18 protein-coding genes are annotated in these 15,591 nt (G+C 64.6%); 7 read left to right on the top strand and 11 right to left on the bottom strand.

Translation table 11 applies throughout. The features are described from left to right. Positions 1-34 precede the first annotated feature (34 nt). The 3 genes from HV798_RS23335 to HV798_RS23325 form a co-directional block, all read right to left on the bottom strand. Positions 35-502, bottom strand: a complete 468-nt coding sequence (locus HV798_RS23335) for a carboxymuconolactone decarboxylase family protein (RefSeq protein ID WP_175194529.1) — start codon at positions 500-502, stop codon at positions 35-37. 106 nt (positions 503-608) lie between these two features. Continuing rightward, positions 609-1,589: an alpha/beta hydrolase family protein gene (locus HV798_RS23330; RefSeq protein WP_175194526.1), complete on the bottom strand. Its 981-nt coding sequence runs from the start codon at positions 1,587-1,589 to the stop codon at positions 609-611. Between the two features lie 7 nt (positions 1,590-1,596). Beyond that, positions 1,597-2,934: a 2-hydroxycarboxylate transporter family protein gene (locus HV798_RS23325; RefSeq protein WP_246289078.1), complete on the bottom strand. Its 1,338-nt coding sequence runs from the start codon at positions 2,932-2,934 to the stop codon at positions 1,597-1,599. A 96-nt stretch (positions 2,935-3,030) separates the two neighbouring features. On the opposite strand from HV798_RS23325, the gene HV798_RS23320 reads away from it, so the two are divergent. Continuing rightward, positions 3,031-3,972, top strand: coding sequence for a LysR family transcriptional regulator (locus HV798_RS23320; protein ID WP_175194524.1), 942 nt, complete (start codon positions 3,031-3,033; stop codon positions 3,970-3,972). 14 nt (positions 3,973-3,986) lie between these two features. Further along, positions 3,987-4,472: a hypothetical protein gene (locus HV798_RS23315; RefSeq protein WP_175194516.1), complete on the top strand. Its 486-nt coding sequence runs from the start codon at positions 3,987-3,989 to the stop codon at positions 4,470-4,472. Between the two features lie 73 nt (positions 4,473-4,545). Here HV798_RS23315 and HV798_RS23310 read toward each other — a convergent pair whose 3' ends face one another. Together HV798_RS23310 and HV798_RS23305 are read right to left on the bottom strand one after the other, a co-directional pair. Next, entirely contained in the window at positions 4,546-5,796 is a 1,251-nt protein-coding gene (locus HV798_RS23310; protein ID WP_175194502.1) for a flavin-containing monooxygenase, read from the bottom strand. A gap of 157 nt (positions 5,797-5,953) precedes the next feature. Further along, a complete protein-coding gene (locus HV798_RS23305; protein ID WP_175194485.1) occupies positions 5,954-6,196 on the bottom strand; it encodes a hypothetical protein in 243 nt (80 codons plus the stop codon). Here HV798_RS23305 and HV798_RS23300 point away from each other — a divergent pair. The 5 genes from HV798_RS23300 to HV798_RS23280 all read left to right on the top strand — a co-directional run bounded on the left by HV798_RS23300 (position 6,195) and on the right by HV798_RS23280 (position 10,481). Beyond that, complete coding sequence (locus HV798_RS23300) at positions 6,195-7,316, top strand: ABC transporter ATP-binding protein (RefSeq protein WP_175194483.1); 1,122 nt, start codon at positions 6,195-6,197, stop codon at positions 7,314-7,316. The genes HV798_RS23305 and HV798_RS23300 overlap by 2 nt on opposite strands. Before the next feature lie 83 nt (positions 7,317-7,399). Next, positions 7,400-8,398 carry an NAD(P)H-quinone oxidoreductase gene (locus tag HV798_RS23295; protein ID WP_175194481.1) on the top strand — a complete coding sequence of 333 codons (999 nt, stop codon included), beginning with the start codon at positions 7,400-7,402 and terminating at the stop codon, positions 8,396-8,398. Between the two features lie 15 nt (positions 8,399-8,413). Next, the gene (locus HV798_RS23290) at positions 8,414-9,028 is read left to right on the top strand and encodes a glutathione S-transferase (protein WP_175194478.1); all 615 of its coding nucleotides are present in this window, start codon (positions 8,414-8,416) and stop codon (positions 9,026-9,028) included. Continuing rightward, on the top strand, positions 9,018-9,509 hold the full coding sequence (locus HV798_RS23285) for a type II 3-dehydroquinate dehydratase (protein WP_425486166.1): 492 nt from the start codon (positions 9,018-9,020) through the stop codon (positions 9,507-9,509). Before HV798_RS23290 ends, HV798_RS23285 begins: the two co-directional genes overlap by 11 nt. 12 nt (positions 9,510-9,521) lie before the next feature. Further along, the gene (locus HV798_RS23280) at positions 9,522-10,481 is read left to right on the top strand and encodes a 2-hydroxyacid dehydrogenase (RefSeq protein ID WP_175194475.1); all 960 of its coding nucleotides are present in this window, start codon (positions 9,522-9,524) and stop codon (positions 10,479-10,481) included. 43 nt (positions 10,482-10,524) lie between these two features. Here the strand turns inward: HV798_RS23280 and HV798_RS23275 are convergent, their stop codons facing one another. The 6 genes from HV798_RS23275 to HV798_RS23250 all read right to left on the bottom strand — a co-directional run bounded on the left by HV798_RS23275 (position 10,525) and on the right by HV798_RS23250 (position 15,543). After that, a complete protein-coding gene (locus HV798_RS23275; RefSeq protein WP_175194473.1) occupies positions 10,525-11,346 on the bottom strand; it encodes an ABC transporter permease in 822 nt (273 codons plus the stop codon). A 1-nt stretch (position 11,347) separates the two neighbouring features. Then, on the bottom strand, positions 11,348-12,202 hold the full coding sequence (locus HV798_RS23270; RefSeq protein ID WP_175194471.1) for an ABC transporter permease: 855 nt from the start codon (positions 12,200-12,202) through the stop codon (positions 11,348-11,350). A gap of 73 nt (positions 12,203-12,275) precedes the next feature. Next, the gene (locus tag HV798_RS23265) at positions 12,276-13,301 is read right to left on the bottom strand and encodes an ABC transporter substrate-binding protein (protein ID WP_175194469.1); all 1,026 of its coding nucleotides are present in this window, start codon (positions 13,299-13,301) and stop codon (positions 12,276-12,278) included. Between the two features lie 25 nt (positions 13,302-13,326). Beyond that, positions 13,327-14,112: an amino acid ABC transporter ATP-binding protein gene (locus HV798_RS23260; protein WP_175194467.1), complete on the bottom strand. Its 786-nt coding sequence runs from the start codon at positions 14,110-14,112 to the stop codon at positions 13,327-13,329. Positions 14,113-14,150: 38 nt separating this feature from the next. After that, positions 14,151-14,840: an ABC transporter permease gene (locus tag HV798_RS23255; RefSeq protein WP_175194464.1), complete on the bottom strand. Its 690-nt coding sequence runs from the start codon at positions 14,838-14,840 to the stop codon at positions 14,151-14,153. Next, positions 14,830-15,543, bottom strand: coding sequence for an ABC transporter permease (locus tag HV798_RS23250; protein WP_175194463.1), 714 nt, complete (start codon positions 15,541-15,543; stop codon positions 14,830-14,832). Before HV798_RS23250 ends, HV798_RS23255 begins: the two co-directional genes overlap by 11 nt. Between the last annotated feature and the right edge of the window lie 48 nt (positions 15,544-15,591).

Raw genomic sequence — 15,591 nt, 5'->3', positions numbered from 1 at the left:
ACTCGCATATCCGGCCGCGCTCGCGGCCAGCCCTTTACTGCGCCTGCGCCGCCTTCTTTGCCGCAGCCGGCACATTGCGGAACGTGACGCCCAGGCGATTGAAGGCGTTCATCAGCCCGATGGCATAGGTCAGGTCCGCCAGTTCCTTGTCGTTGAACTCCGCGGCAGCCGCCTGGTAATCGGCGTCCGGCACTCCGGTTTCTGCGACCCGCGTCACGCATTCGGCCCAGGCCAGCGCGGCCTGTTCGCGCACGCTGAACACCGCCCCGCCTTCGCGCCACACCGGCACCAGCACCAGCTTGTCCACCGCCACGCCCTGCTTCTGCAAGTCGCGTGAATGCATGTCGATGCAATAGGCGCAGCCATTGATCTGCGAGACGCGCAGGTAAACAAGGTTGACCAGCACTTCCGGCAGGCCGCAATGGCGCAGGTAGGCGTGCACGGCGCCGAAAGCCTTGTAGCCTTCGGGCGAGGCCTGGGTGTAGTCGATGCGTTGGCTCATGATGGGTCCTGATGGGTGTCTATCGAAGACTCCATACTGCGCCTGGGCGGAATTTTTCGGTAGATCCAAGAACCAGGTTGCGTGCTGGGCCATGATGGCCGCGGCGCTATCTGCCCGGCATCTGCGCGCCGACCCAGTCGGCAACCCGGTCCGCGATGTCGGCCGAGTTGTCGTCCATCATGAGCAGATGGGAATTGCCGAACATCCCGCTGGCCGGCAGGTCCAGCGTATCCACCCGGCCGCCCGCCGTTCGTACGCGATCCAGCCACCGATCCGCCCCGGCGCGATAGCGGCGCCACAGGTCGCTGTGGCCAAAATGATCGCCCCAGACCACCAGGTGCGGCACCTCTGCCGCCTCTCGAGCCATGCCGGCATCCAACGCCGGTGCGCCGGCCGGCTCGATCAACACCACCGCGGCAATCGCCCGCGGCATCAACGCCGCCAGTTGCGCCGCATGGCGCGCCCCTTCGCTATGGGCCACGATGATGCTGCGGCCAAACTGGCGCAGCAGTTCACCATAGGCAGCAAGGGTCCTGGCGCCATTGCATGTCCAGCGCGCCACGAATTGCTTGCCCAGCTGGTCGATCCGCGCCACCGGAAAGCGCATGCCGGGATGCGCCGCCCGGTTCAGGTAGCCGCCTGGCGGGCCGAACCGGAAGATGGACCAGGCCTGATCCACCGTGCGATGCTCCGGCGCCGTCGGCGAAATTTCTGGGTATGGTGCCCAGGAGGCCCGCCCCCGTTCGACGGCGTCGCTGACGCAGGTATGAAAACCGCGCCGCATGAAGTGTTCATGCCATCCGGGACGCCCATCCGGCGTTTCTTCCCAGGTGGCGCCCGTCATGCCGCCCCCATGCCAGAACAGCACGGGTAGCGAATAGGCCGCCCGAGCCAGTTCGAAATGCTGCGCGTACAACTGCCCGACCTGATAGCGCCCGTTGGGATCGGACTGCCGCGGCGGCTCGCCCGGCACGGTCTCGAGGGTCTTGGGCAGCAAGCCTTGCAGATCCAGTGCCTGCCCGCCGATGTGAAATCCGCGCACGCGGCGCAGGGCAATCACGTCTTCCTGCATGGTTGGCGCCGCCACGAAATTCCTAGACGACATAGCGAACCGCAATCAGTGCCAGCGTGACCGTGATCGCGCCGCCGATGCGCGTGGAAATCTGCGCGAACGGCATCAGCGCCATGCGATTGGCGGCCGTCAGGATGGCGATATCGCCGGTGCCGCCCTGGCCGCTGTGGCAGGCGTTCACCACGGCCACATCGATGGGATACATGCGCAGCCGCCGCGCCACTGCGAAGCCGGTTGCGATCATCGAAAAGACCGTTGCGAACACCGTCACCAACGTGGGCAGATTGAAGGCGCTGACGAACTTGTCCCAGGGCGTCAACGCCACCCCCATGGCGAACAGCAAGGGATACGTCACGACCTTGGACGTGAAGGCATACAGGTCCTTGCCGGCGCGCTCGATCTTCAGCGGGATCATCCGCAGCAGCTTCATCGCCACCACCAGGATCAGCATCGCGATCGGCGCCGGAAAATCAAACAGCTTCTGGCTCAGCGTGCCCAACAGGTACAGGCCTACGACCGTCACCAGGCCACTGCCCAGCGCCAGCGGTTCGAACACGGAAGGGGCAGGCGCAGCGTCCGTCTGCGAGGCCTGCAACGGATCGGCGCCGGGTTGCAGCTGCCCTTCCCCCGTCAGGTGCGGATAGCGCTTGCCCAACATGTTCAACAGGCCCGACAGGATCACGGCGGTAAAGCTGCCCAGCATGACCACCGGAATGATCTGCGCGAACAGCACTTCCTGCGGCTGGTCCATCAGCATCGAATAGCCCAGCGAGAGCGGAATCGCGCCTTCGCCCAAGCCACCGGCCATGATGGGAATGACGATGAAGAACAGGCTGTGTATCCAGTCGAACCCCATGGCCATGCCGACCCCGGTACCGACGACGCCCGCCACCACCGAGCCCGCCGCCAGGGGCACGAAGATCTTCAGGAATCCAGCCACCAGGACCTCGCGCGGCATGCTCATGATGCTGCCGACGATGATGATGGCGATATACAGGTACAGGAAGTTGGACACCTTGGTGAAGGTCTGCACCGACTCGACCACCTGCGGCGGAATCACGCCATAGAACGTCAGCGCGGAAGGCACCACGAACGCCATGATGGCGGCCGCGCCCGTCACCGAAATCAGACGCACGCGCTTGCCCAGTTCCATGAAGACAAAGCCGCCCACCGCCAGCACCCCGATCGACATCGACAGGTCGGACGGCACTTTGCCTTTCGCGGTCATGACGCCGATCACCAGCAACAGCGCGGCAAACACCGGCAAAGGCACGACGCCGATCTGCACGTCCATCAATTTCAACCAGGCGCGCAACCATCCGGGTTGGGTCGGGGTCGCTGCCTGTTCCGCTTGTCTCATCGCGCTTCCTTATCGTTATGCGGGAAAGCGGCGAATGTAGCCACGCCATCCATAAATGTAAAATATGCCAAATTTATTCTTCCATATAAATAATCAATGGATGAGACTGACAAGCTGCCGCTGAGCCTGCAGCACCTGACCGTACTGGTCGCCATCAGCGAGGCGCGCAGCATGACCGCCGCCGCGCAAAAGCTGGGCATGGCCCAGCCGGCGCTCAGCATCGCGATCGCCAAGCTCGAGGCGCGCCTGGGCATGGCGCTGCTGCACCGCGAACCGCGCGGCGTGCGGCTCACCCACGCCGGCCAATTGCTGCTGGCGCGCGCCTACGACATCCTGGCGCTGACCCAGGCCAGCCTGCGCGAGCTGGACGCCTTGCGCCAGGAACCGCAAGGCGAGGTCGCCATCGGCCTGCCGTCGTCGACCGCAGCGGTCGCGGCCCTGCCCATCATCGAAAGGCTGTCCAGCGCCTACCCCAAGATCAAACTGCGGGTGGTGGAAGCCTTTTCCGGCTACCTGTGGAAATGGCTGCAGAACAACGAGATCGACATGGCGATCGTGTTCGACCGCAGCGCCACGAACGACCTGCACTGCCTGCCGCTGGCCCAGGAAACCATGCACCTGGTCAGCCGCCGCGGCGCGCGTGCCCGCCACGCGCCCGTGGCGATGGCCGAGCTGGGCAGCTACCCCCTGGCCATGCCGTCGCGCGCCAACGGCTTTCGTACGGCCCTGGAAACCCATGCGGAAAAGCATGGTGCCGCCCTGAACGTGGCGCTGGAAATCGATGCCGGGCATCAATTGGTCAAGCTGGTCGCCAGCGGCCGCTACCATAGCGTGCTGGCGCCCTGCGCGGTCAGGGACGAGATCGAAGCCGGGCAGGTGGATGCCCGGCCGATCCATCCCCCGCTGGCCCGCACCGTCTGCCTGGCACACCGTAAACTGGGCAAGATCGCCAACCCAGTGGATCTGGTGGCGGATGAAGTGATCGCCGAATGCCGCAACCTGATTGCGTCGGGTGCCTGGCAGGCAACATTGCTATGACGCAAGGAGACTCCGTGCCGTTACGCGCCCCCTTCATGAAACCGCTCTTGCTGCTCGCGCTTTGCGCGCTTGCAGGCCCCGTCCGCGCCGGCTGCCCTGCCCCCGAGCAATGGACGCGCAGCTTCCAGCAGGACCACGCCGATTTCCACTGGAATACCGAGCGTCACGATCCTTCGCTGTACACCCCTGCCTTCGATGCCGCCCTGCGCGGGGAGTGGGCCTACGCCAAAGGCGAAGTCGGCCACCTGGATTACGACCCCTGGCTGGGCGCGCAAGACGGCGACATCGGCGGGGCGCCGGTTTTCGAAGCGGAGTCGACCTCGGAAGACACCGCCATCGTCGCCATGCGCTATCCCTTCGTCCTGGAGCCCGGTGGACCGAAAACCCCGCAGATCGTGCACCTGATCCTCAAGCGGCAACCGTCCCGATGTTGGCAGCTGGATGACTTCATCACGCCGCTGGGCGAGTCATTGAGACGCGTGTATGCCGCGGCGCCGTGAGCGCCGCGCATTGCCGCCCGCAAGTGGCCGGACGGTCAGGTCCGGCCTGCTTGCGGGCCACAGGCCGGCTCCGTCATTCCTTCTTGTAGGCCAGATAGTCCAGATGGATGCCGATATGGTCGGCGATGTAGCGGGCGTCGTGCCAGACGCCCCAGATGAAGGATGAGCTGCGGTTGGTGAGGTTGGGCAGGCCGAGAAAGTAAATGCCTTTTTCGGCGGAAATGCCGCGCTTGTGGATGGGGTAGCCCTTCTCATCGAAGGTGTCGACTTCGATCCAGCTGAAGTCCACTTTGAAGCCGGTCGCCCACAGGATGGTCTTGATGCCGGCCTCGGCCAGGTTCAGGCTGAGGATGGGGTAAGCCAGGCATTCCGGGTCAGGCAGGAGCTTCCAGGCATCCGGTTCGGGCGGCAGGTCCAGGCCGTTCTGCTCGATGTAGGCATCGGCTTCGCGCAGGACCTCGAAGTAATCGGCATCGCCCTGGGCAACGTCGCGGGCGAGGTTGTCGGCAAAGCGCAGTGTGCCGTTGTCGTAGGCGGTCGTGATGCCGACGAGCTGGATGCCGTCGTGGGCCAGGCGCCGGAAGTCGACGGTCTTGCCGTTTTCGTAGCCGCTCACGGCGAAGGCGACGTGTTCGCGCTTCGGCTTTTTCTTGACCTCATCCCACATTCCCAGCGCGCCCAGCCACCAGCAGTAGTCGCGCCCACGATAGGAACGGGGCGGCCGGTAGTGCTCGCCCACCGACAGGTAGACGGTGCGGCCGGCCTGGCGCAGCTCTTCGGCGATCTGCGAACCGGAAGCGCCCGCGCCGACGACCAGCACGGCGCCGTCGGCCAGCTGGCCCGGGTTTTTATAGGCCGAAGAATGCAGTTGCTGGATGCCGGCGCCTTCCGGCACGATGTTCGGATAGGTCGGCACCTGGAAGGGACCGGTGGCGGCGACCACGTGCAGCGCTTCGATCGTGCCTTCGGACGTGGTGACAGTGAAGCCCGGGCGCTTGTCATTGCGCTTGACGCGCCGGACCTCGACGCCGGTACGCACCGGCGCATTGAGCATCCTGGCGTAGTCTTCAAAGTACTGGGCCATACGTTCCTTGGGCGGGAAGACGTCGGGCCCGACGTCATCGAACTTCAAGCCGGGAAAGCGATCGTGCCAGGCGGGGCCGTTGGCCACCAGCGAGTCCCAGCGCTCGGAACGCCAGCGTTCTGCTATCCGCTTGCGTTCAAGCACGATATGCGGAATCCCCATGGCGCCAAGGTGCTCGCTCATAGCGATGCCGGCCTGGCCGGCGCCGATCACCAGCGTATTGGTTTTTTCAATTGACATGTGAAGATCCTAAGGAATACCGAGACCCTGGTGCGTCTCGAGGCTGACACGACGATCAAGGACAAGAAAGCCGGCGAACCGCGTGCACGATCCCGGTGCGCGCTGAACGATTGGCACGCAGTGTGACCCCGAAGCCCGGAGTTGATAACTTCGTTTTTCAGACGGCTGACTTAGGAAAAAGCAAAGGTGTCGGTTTGCCCGGGTACAGCGCTTGCACCGTCGTGATTTCTTTTTTCCGATGGCCCCCATCAGCATCGGCAACGCACTGGAAATAGGGCTTTACCGTATTCTTGGCTGCATCAGAACGCTGGCGTCGCAGCCCTGCGTGCCATGCGACCCCCGCCTGTTTTTTCCCGGAGTTTCGCGCCGGGAAACTGAACTCCGTGAGTGCAGCAGCCATGCCGAATCTTCCCTTTGCCTCCGATAGCTCCAGCGCGGTCCGCCTGGAGGGCGTCGTCAAGCAATACCGCGATCTCGCGGTACTGAAACAGGTGTCCCTGAAGATCGAGCGCGGGGAATTCCTGACGCTGCTGGGCCCATCGGGCTGCGGCAAGACCACCTTGCTGAACCTGATCGCGGGCTTTGCCGATGCGAACGAAGGCGAGATCTTCATCGACGACACGCCGGTCACGGCGCTGCCCCCGTATCTGCGCCAGATCGGCATCGTGTTCCAGAACTACGCCCTGTTCCCGCACATGACCGTCGAGCGCAATATCGCTTACGGCTTGCGGATGCGGCGCGTGCCGGCCGCCGAGATCGAACAGCGGGTGCGGGAAGCCATGGCCCTGGTCAAGCTCGACGGCCTGGGCGAGCGCAAGCCGCGCGAGCTGTCCGGCGGCCAGCAGCAGCGCGTGGCGCTGGCGCGGGCATTGGTGATCCGTCCCAAGGTGTTGCTGCTCGACGAGCCCTTTTCCGCGCTGGACAAAGGCCTGCGCGGCGCCATGCAGGTAGAGATCCGCGACATCCAGCGCAGGCTGGGCGTGACGACGATCTTCGTCACCCATGACCAGGGCGAGGCCCTCAGCATGTCGGATCGCATCGCCGTGATGAACCAGGGCGAGATCCGGCAGGTCGCCACGCCGGACGAGCTCTACCGCAATCCGCAGGATCCGTTCGTGGCCTCGTTCCTGGGCGACGTCAACATCCTGCCCGCGCACTATCACGGCACCAGCGCGGAAACCATCCAGCTGCGCCTGGGCGCCGGGTTGACGCATATCCCCCGCCAGCGCCTGGTGGGCGGCTCGCACGAAGGCCACCGGCTCGATCTCTATGTGCGGCCGGAACACATCAAGCTGGAAACCCTGCATAGCGGATCGGTCCTGAGCGGCACGGTCGTCAACCACGTGTTCCAGGGCGACCACGTGGATCTGTACCTGGAGGTGCACATTCCCGTAGAGGGGCGCCAGCACGTCATGGTGCGCACCTTCGACCTGAACTGCCTGCAGGAATGGCCCGTGGGCGCCGTGGCGGGACTGGCGCTGCCCGGCCAGGGCGTCACGGTCTTCAACGCGTCGTCCTGAAGCCGGCGCAGGCAAACCCCCGTTTCCTGGCGGCCGCGCCTGCGCAGCCGCCGAGTGTCCATTCGTCCGCGAGGCCCAATGCCATGACCCAGATTCCCGTTGAAATGCAAGCCATCATCGCCCGCGAGCCGGGCGACGCCACAGTACTGACGCTGGCGGGCAGGCCGGTGCCGGCGCCGGGCCCCGGCGAAGTGCTGCTGCGCGTGCATTCGGCCGGCATCAACCGGCCCGACATCATGCAGCGCCAGGGCGTGAGCAAGCCGGCGCCGGGCGTGACCGACGTGCTGGGGCTGGAGGCTTGTGGCGAAGTCACGGCTTGCGGCCCCGGCGTGCCGGACGCCTTGCGCGGGCAGCGCCTGATGAGCCTGCTTGCCGGCGGCGGCTACGCGCCCTGGTGCGTGGCCCGCGTGGATCATTCCCTGGCGGTGCCTGAGGCACTGGACGATGCCGCAGCAAGCGCCCTGCCGGAAGGCCTGTTCACCGTCTGGCACAACCTGTTCGAGCTGGGCCGCCTGCGCATGGGCGACACGGTGCTGATCCATGGCGGCGGCGGGGGCATCGGCACGCTGGCCATCCAGATGGCGCATGCCGCCGGCGCGCGGGTCATCGCCACGGACGGCGAACGCGACCGCTTCGACGCCCTGCGCGAACTGGGCGCCGATGAGGTGATCTGCTTTCATGACACGGATTTCGTGCAGGCCTGCGAAGCCTTCACGCAGGGCCGCGGCGTGGATGTGGTGCTGGATATCGTCGGTGGCGACTATGTGCGGCGCAACCTGCAGGCGCTGGCCTTCGGCGGGCGCCACGTCAGCCTTTCCTTCCTGCAAGGGTCGGCCATCAACATCGAGCTGCTGACGCTGATGCAGAAACAGTTGAGCCTGCATTCTTCGACCATGCGTCCGCAGACCGATGCAGAAAAGGCCCGCATGGCCGTCGCGCTCAGGCGCCATGTGCTGCCCCTGGTGGCCGCAGGCCGCATCCGCCCCAGGATGGCACACAGCCTGCCCCTGGCCGATGCCGTGCGCGCGCATCAGTTGCTGGAAAGCGGCAAGGTATTCGGCAAGCTGGTCCTCAAACCCTGACCCACGGAGTCCCGCTTGAAACTTCTCTACGCCCCGACGTCGCCCTTCGTGCGCAAAGTGATGATCTGCGCGCACCAGACCGGCCAGGCCGGACGGATCGAATGGCTGGCCAGTGCCGCGCACCCGATCAACCGCGACACGCGCATCGCCGCCCACAATCCGCTGGCCAAGGTGCCCACCCTGCTCCTGCCGGACGGCAGCGCGCTCTACGACAGCCGCGTGATCTGCGAATACCTGGCCGACGCTGCCGGCGACACGCAGTTGTTCCCGGCCGGCCCGGCCCGCTGGGTGGCCTTGACGCGCCAGGCGCTGGGCGATGGCCTGCTGGATGCCGCCCTGCTGGCGCGCTATGAACACACGGCGCGGCCAGCCGAGATCCAGTGGCCGCAATGGCGCGAGGCGCAGCTCGTCAAGGTGCAGGCCTGCCTGGCGCAAATCGAATCGCAAGCGAACGACCTGTCGCGAACGCATCCCGACATCGGCGACCTGACCCTCGCCTGCGCCCTGGGCTATCTGGACTTCCGCTTTCCCGAACTGGACTGGCGCACCGCGCATCCACGCGCCGCGGCGTGGTTCTCCGTGATCAACGCCTTGCCTGCCATGCAGGCGACCCTTCCCCATGAAGCCTGAGACTGCCGCCATGACGACGCCGAGCGCACCCCCGACATCCTCCACAGTGTGGTTTCTCAACGGACCCAACGCCAATCTCTACGGACTGGATGCCAACAAGACCTATGGCACGGACAGTTTTCCCGTGCTGCAGCAGCGCTGCGAGAACAAGGCCGCGTCGCTGGGCATCCAGTTGAACTTCGTCCAGTCCAACCACGAAGGCCAGCTGGTCGACTGGATCCAGGAAGCCCGCGGCGCGGCGCAAGGCATCATCATCAACGCCGCCGGCCTGACCTATTCGTCGGTGCCCATTCTGGATGCCTTGCTAGCCTTTCCAGGCAGGATCATCGAAGTCCACATGAGCAATATCTGGCGGCGCGAAGCCTTCCGCCACCATTCCTATATTTCCAAGGCCGCCGATGGCGTCATCGCGGGGCTGGGCGGCGATGGCTACGAGCTTGCCATCGAAGCCATGTCCCGCCTGATCGGCCGCACCGCCTGAGGATGACCCGCCATGCATGCCGCCCTCCTGCCCCCCATATCGGGCGCAATGGTCTTCTATAGCCAATTCGACGACTACACGGCGTGGCGCGACGCCATGCAGGCGCGCCTGCCCGACCTGCGCGTGGTGCACGGCGACGAGGCACACGATCCGGCCGACATCCACTACGCGCTGGTATGGAAAGCGCCGCCGGGGTTCTTCGACCGCATGAAGAACCTGCGCCTCATCGTGAATCTGGGCGCGGGGGTGGATTCGCTGGTCGGCCGCGAAGATCTGCCCGCCGACGTGCCCATCACCCGCATCACCGATCCCAACATGGCCCGCATGATGGCGGGGTATGTACTGTTTGCCGCCCTGCGTTATGCCCGCGACATTCCGTATTTCGAAGCCGCGCAGCGCCGGGGCGAATGGGCCTATCGGCACCCCCGCTCGCCGGAAACGGTGCGCGTGGCCGTGCTGGGCCTGGGCGAGCTGGGCGCCTGTGCGGCACGGGAACTGTCCCGCCAGGGGCTGACGGTGCTGGGTTGGTCGCGCAGCCCGCGCCGCATCGAAGGCATCGAATGCCATGCCGGCATGGCGTCGCTGGATACCGTGCTGTCGCGCGCCGACATCCTGGTGGTGATGCTTCCGCTCACTCCCGAAACCCATGGCTTGCTGGATCGAGAACGCCTGCTGCGCCTGCCGCGCGGCGCGGCCCTGATCAATGTGGCCCGAGGCGCGCTGGTGGACCAGGCTGCGTTGACCGACCTGCTGCGCAGCGGCCATCTGGGCGGCGCGACGCTGGACGTCTTCGAGCGCGAGCCGCTACCGCCCGGCGACCCGCTCTGGGCCATGGAAAACGTGCTGATCACGCCCCACCTGGCATCGGTGGCCATTCCGGCCTCGGCCGCCGAACAGATCGCCGACAACGTACTGCGTGTCAGCCAGGGCTTGCCGCCCGTCAATCGGGTGGATGCCGCACGAGGCTATTGACAGGCACGGCCCTGGCCCGTGGGCCAGGGCCTGTTGACAGGCTCTAGTGGTTATCCTCGATATTCAGGATTCTGCCCAATCCCAGGAAGCGATTGGCGAAGATCAGCAAGGTAGCCGTCACCACGATATAGACCACCGACAGCGCGGCCAGCGTCGGGTCGGCGAACTCGCGTACATAGTTGTACATGGTCACGGGCAAAGTCTGCGTGCTCTGGGTGGTCACGAACAGCGACGCAGTGAATTCGCTGAACGACATGATGGCCGCGAACAGCCAGCCGCCGAACAGGCCCGGCGCCAGCAGCGGCACGGTGATCGTGAACAACACCCGCACGGGCGACGCGCCCAGGCTGGCGGCGCTCTGCTCCAGGCGTACGTCCAGGTTCTCCATCGAGACATACACGCTGCGCAGCACGAACGGCAGGACGAGGATGACGTGGCACAGGATCACGATGCCGTAACCGCGATCGATGTTCAGCTGCGCCACCAGGATCAACAGGCCCAATCCCACCGTGAAGTGGGGAATCACCAGCGGCGACAGCAGGATGGCCTGCAGGATGTGCTTGCCGGGAAACGCCATGCGCTTGACGGCAATCGCCAGCCCGGTGCCGATGACCAGCGCCAGCAGCGACGACCAGAACGTGACCACCATGCTGGCGCGAAAGCCGTCACGGAAGTCCGAATAGGTGAAGACCCGCTCGAACCAGCGCCAGGACCAGGCCTGCGGTGGAAACGTAAGCAAGGCTTTTTCATTGAAGGAAGCCAGCACCACCACCACGACCGGCAGCAGTACGAAAGCGAGGATGAGCGTGATCAGCACGGGCGCGCCGATACGCAGCCACAGGGGCAGGGATTTGCGCAGGCTCATGTCAGTGTCCTCCAATGACCTTGAGACGGCGCGTGACGCGGCCGAGCAGCATCAGCGCAATCGCCGTCAGGCCCAGGCCCATGACGCTCAGGCTGGCCGCCAGGGGAAAGTTCATCGATGAAAACCCCAGCTGGTAGACCAGTGTCGAGACCGTCGGCACGCGGCCGCCGCCGATCATCTGCGGCGTGGCGAAGGCGCTGAACGTCCAGGCGAACGAGGTCGTGATGCTGGCCAGGATGCCGGGCATGGACAACGGCAGTGTGATGGTCAGAAAGGTGCGCACCGGCCCCGCGCCCAGGCTTTCGGCCGCTTTCTCGTAGTCGCGGTCGATGTGCGAGATGGCGGTGGCCAGCATCAGCACGACCACGGGAACGGTCACATGCACCAGCGCCACCAGTACGCCCAGATGGCTGAACATCAGCGTAAGCGGCGTATCGATCAGGCCCAGCTTGAGCAACATCGAATTGATGAAGCCCGTGCTGCCCAGCACGATGATCCAGGAATAGGTGCGCACGATCTCGCCCAGGAATAGCGGCGTGATGGAGACGATCAGGATGAAAGACTTGATATAGCGGTTTCGCACCCTGACCAGGGCGTATGCCAACGGGTAGGCGACGAGCAGGGAGAAGACCGTGGTCTCCACGCTCAGGCGCAACGTGTTGACAAAGGCATCGACGTAGATCTGCTTGCCCATGCCCGAGAAGTTCGTCAGCGTCAGGCCGCCGACATCCAGCGAGCCGGGAATGAAAGTACGCAAGCTGTACTGCAGCACGGCCGCCATGGCGACGCAGATGCACAGCGCGATGAAGCTGGCCGGGGATATCAGCCATCCCCTCAGATTGGAACGCGCATCCATGGTGGACCCATCCTTCGTGTACGGTGAAAGCGTGGCGGCGCCGCGGCCGGAAAGGCCGCGGCGCCGGCGACGATCAGTTCATGATGTTCTCGGTGAACCACTTGCGCCATTCGGCAGTCTTTTCGGCGCGCAGCTTGTCGTCGATGACGATGGCCTGGGTATCCCATTGCTGTTTGGTCGTGAACACGCCCGGCAGCGCGGCGTCTTCGGGCGAGACCTTGGCATCGTCGATGACGGGGCTGGCCTTCTTGGCGGCCACGATCTTGGCCTGCACATCCGGCGAAAGCGCGATGTTCATGAACTTGTGCGCCAGGTCGATCTTGGTGCTGCCTTTCATGATGCCCATGGTATCCACCCCCAGCACCGCGCCTTCCTTGGGCATCGCCACCTTGATCGGCACGCCCTGGCCGATCATGTAGTAGGCGTTCATGGACAGCACGATCTGCACGGGCGTCTCGCCGGCGGCGATCAGTTGCTGGCTGTTGGCATCGTTGGTGTAGAAGGCCTTGAAGTTGGGTTTCAGAGCCTTGAGCTTGTCTTGCCCTTTTTCCCATGTGCTCGCGTCGCCGCCCGAAAGCAACGCCGAAATATCGATGATATGGCTGGGGTCGAAATCGGGTGCGGACAGCTTGCCTTTCAGCGCCGGATTCCAGAGATCGTTCCAGCTGTTGAAGGTGATGCCGGCGGGCACCAGGTCGGGGCGGTAGCCGATGGTGTACACATATGCCCAGCTGCCGATATGGTACGGACTGATCTTGGCGCGCTCGACCAGGTGCGCGTAATTGGGGATCTTGCTCAGGTCCAGCTTCTCGTACAGGCCGGCATTGACGTACAGCCAGCCGATGTGAGATGTGGTGAACGTGATGTCGCTTTCCGGTTTGGTGGCGAGCTTGGCCTTGTTAAGGCGGTCGATGGTGCCGCCCGTGATGTACTTCACCGGCACCCCCGTCTGCCGCGTGAACTCGCGGCCGATGGTCTCGTCGATAAGGTCCCGGAAGCTGCCGCCCCAGGTGCTCACCACCAGGGCATCCTGCGCGTGCGCCGTGCCGGCGAGAGCCGCGCCGGCAAGCATGCCCGCGCAAATGAGTTTCTTGATCATGACAACCCCTTGTCCATGTTATTGACTACAGAACCTGCTCCAGGAAATTCTTCAACCGCTCGTTCCTGGGCGAGGCAAAGAATTGTTCGGTGGGCGCGGTCTCGATGATTTCGCCTCGCTCCATGAACACACAGCGGTCGGCCACCCTGCGGGCAAAGCCGATCTCGTGGGTGACGCAGATCATGGTGATGCCTGTATGGGCCAGGTCTTCCATGATGCGCAGTACGGAACCGACCGATTCCGGATCCAGCGCCGATGTCGGTTCGTCGAACAGCATGATGCGTGGCCGCAGGCAGAGCGCGCGCGCAATCGCCACGCGCTGCTGCTGGCCGCCGGAAAGCTGGATCGGATACTTGCCGGCCTGTTCGATCACATTGACCTTGGCGAGGTATTCCCGTGCCGTCTGCTCGGCCTCGCCGGCCGGCGTCTTCAAGGCGATCTTCAGCGCAAAGGTGCAGTTTTCCAGCACCGTCATGTGCGGAAAGAGATTGAAGCTCTGGAACACCATGCCCAGCTGGCGCCGGACTTGCTCCACGCTTTCCGGGCGCCGGGTCAGCGCGGTGCCATTGACGTGAATGTCGCCCGAGTCGTGCTGTTCCAGATGGTTGATGCAGCGAATGAGCGAGGACTTTCCCGACCCCGATGGGCCGCACAGAATGACGATTTCACCGCTGGCCACCTCAAGGTGGATGTCCCGCAAGGCGTGAAACGTGCCGTAGAACTTGTTCAATCCCGAGATGGACACCGCGGGCGCGCATTCGGAGCGGACGGTGGACAACGGCGGCGTGATGCGGGACAGGATGGCAGTCATGGTGGTTCGCGCTCTGATGGACGGTCGGCCGGGGCGGTTCAGACTCTGACGAGGTAGCGGTTCAACTTGCGATCCGCGATCGAGAATCCAAGACGTATGCAGTTGGTGATGCACCAGTAGATGGCCGCCGCCGTGATCAGGGGCGTGAACGGGTCATAGGTGTAGTCGAACACGGTGTTGGCGGCGGCGGTCAGGTCGACCAGCGTGATGGCGCTGACGGCGGCCGTGCTTTTCACCATGATGAGCAGCTCGTTCTGATAGGCGCGCAGCACATAGCGCGCCATCAGCGGCAGCCGCAGGCGGAACAGGATCTGCGCGGGCTTCAGACCCAGGGTCTGCGCGGCTTCGATGGTGCCCTTGGGAATCGCCGCCAGCCCGCCGCGAATGATCTCGGCCATGAAGCCCGAGTGCGTCAACGCCAGGCCCAGCCAGGCGCAGACGTAGGCGCTGGAGAATATGTCCCACAGGAAGGTGTCGCGCACAAAAGAGAACTGCGGCAGTCCGCTGTAGATCAGGTACAGCAGCACCAGGCTGGGAACGCCGCGAAAGAAACCGATATAGCTGCTGGCGAAGACGGCGCGCGGGCCCGGCCGAAAGCTCGCCAGGGCAACCGGCAGCGCCAGCAGCAGGCCGATGACCAGCACCGGCAGCAACACGGCGAACGTGGTGCCGGCGCCGGCCAGCAGTTTGGGCAGGCTGTCCCAGGCCACCTGGAAGTCAAAGTGCATGCGACGCTCCCTGGGTCACGACGGGATGAAAGCCCCGCGCGGCCCACGTTTCGACGCGGCGGGCCACGTAGTAGGTCAGCCAGGTCATCATGAGGAAGAAGAACGCCGCCAGCAGGTAGTAGACGAAGGGCTCCTTGGTCACGCCGGAGGCCAGCTTGGCGTAGGCCATGATTTCCTTCAGGCCGATCAGCGAAATGAGCGCGGTGTCCTTGAGCACGACGATCCACATATTGGTCATGCCAGGCAAGGCCAGGCGCAGCATCTGCGGCAGGATGATCTTCAGCCAGATGGCGCTGCGCGGCACCAGCAGCACGCGCGCGGCCTCAAACTGTCCGTGAGGCACGTTCTGGATGGCACTGCGTATCAGGTCGGCCAGGTAGGCGCCGTAGACCATGCCCAGCGCCGCCACCGCCGCCATGAATGGTGTGATCTCGACGCGCTGCCCGATGCCGAACGGCGCAAGCAGGCCGGCGACGATCTGCGAGCCGCCGTAATAGAACAGGAAGCCCACCAGCAGCGAAGGCACGCCGGTGAAGATGGAGGCATACGGGATCCAGATGACTCTGGCCAGCAGCGTCGGCCGCAGCGTGATCAGGGCAAAGAACGTCCCGATCACAAGCGCCAGCAGATAGGCGCAGACGGCGACCTGGATCGTCATCATCGCGCCGGTCGCGAGTTGCAGCACGAAACCCATCGAAGGCATGAGGTATTCCTAAAGCCTGGTCACATTGAAAGGCGCCAGGCACAGACC

Source organism: Achromobacter deleyi (genome assembly GCF_902859705.1).
In the GTDB taxonomy this organism is placed as follows: Bacteria; Pseudomonadota; Gammaproteobacteria; order Burkholderiales; family Burkholderiaceae_B; genus Achromobacter; species Achromobacter deleyi.
The sequence above is the reverse complement of the archived record's forward strand: the minus strand, read 5'-3'. Positions and strand labels throughout refer to the sequence as shown.

Bases quoted from the DNA above. Each gene is read 5' to 3' on its own strand.
- HV798_RS23305 (WP_175194485.1), bottom strand. From the start codon at position 6,196: ATGGCTGCTGCACTCACGGAGTTCAGTTTCCCGGCGCGAAACTCCGGG.
- HV798_RS23255 (WP_175194464.1), bottom strand. From the start codon at position 14,840: ATGCACTTTGACTTCCAGGTGGCCTGGGACAGCCTGCCCAAACTGCTG.
- HV798_RS23335 (WP_175194529.1), bottom strand. From the start codon at position 502: ATGAGCCAACGCATCGACTACACCCAGGCCTCGCCCGAAGGCTACAAG.
- HV798_RS23320 (WP_175194524.1), top strand. From the start codon at position 3,031: ATGGATGAGACTGACAAGCTGCCGCTGAGCCTGCAGCACCTGACCGTA.
- HV798_RS23325 (WP_246289078.1), bottom strand. From the start codon at position 2,934: ATGAGACAAGCGGAACAGGCAGCGACCCCGACCCAACCCGGATGGTTG.
- HV798_RS23300 (WP_175194483.1), top strand. From the start codon at position 6,195: ATGCCGAATCTTCCCTTTGCCTCCGATAGCTCCAGCGCGGTCCGCCTG.
- HV798_RS23295 (WP_175194481.1), top strand. From the start codon at position 7,400: ATGACCCAGATTCCCGTTGAAATGCAAGCCATCATCGCCCGCGAGCCG.
- HV798_RS23310 (WP_175194502.1), bottom strand. From the start codon at position 5,796: ATGTCAATTGAAAAAACCAATACGCTGGTGATCGGCGCCGGCCAGGCC.
- HV798_RS23250 (WP_175194463.1), bottom strand. From the start codon at position 15,543: ATGCCTTCGATGGGTTTCGTGCTGCAACTCGCGACCGGCGCGATGATG.
- HV798_RS23260 (WP_175194467.1), bottom strand. From the start codon at position 14,112: ATGACTGCCATCCTGTCCCGCATCACGCCGCCGTTGTCCACCGTCCGC.
- HV798_RS23265 (WP_175194469.1), bottom strand. From the start codon at position 13,301: ATGATCAAGAAACTCATTTGCGCGGGCATGCTTGCCGGCGCGGCTCTC.
- HV798_RS23285 (WP_425486166.1), top strand. From the start codon at position 9,018: ATGAAGCCTGAGACTGCCGCCATGACGACGCCGAGCGCACCCCCGACA.
- HV798_RS23270 (WP_175194471.1), bottom strand. From the start codon at position 12,202: ATGGATGCGCGTTCCAATCTGAGGGGATGGCTGATATCCCCGGCCAGC.
- HV798_RS23280 (WP_175194475.1), top strand. From the start codon at position 9,522: ATGCATGCCGCCCTCCTGCCCCCCATATCGGGCGCAATGGTCTTCTAT.
- HV798_RS23275 (WP_175194473.1), bottom strand. From the start codon at position 11,346: ATGAGCCTGCGCAAATCCCTGCCCCTGTGGCTGCGTATCGGCGCGCCC.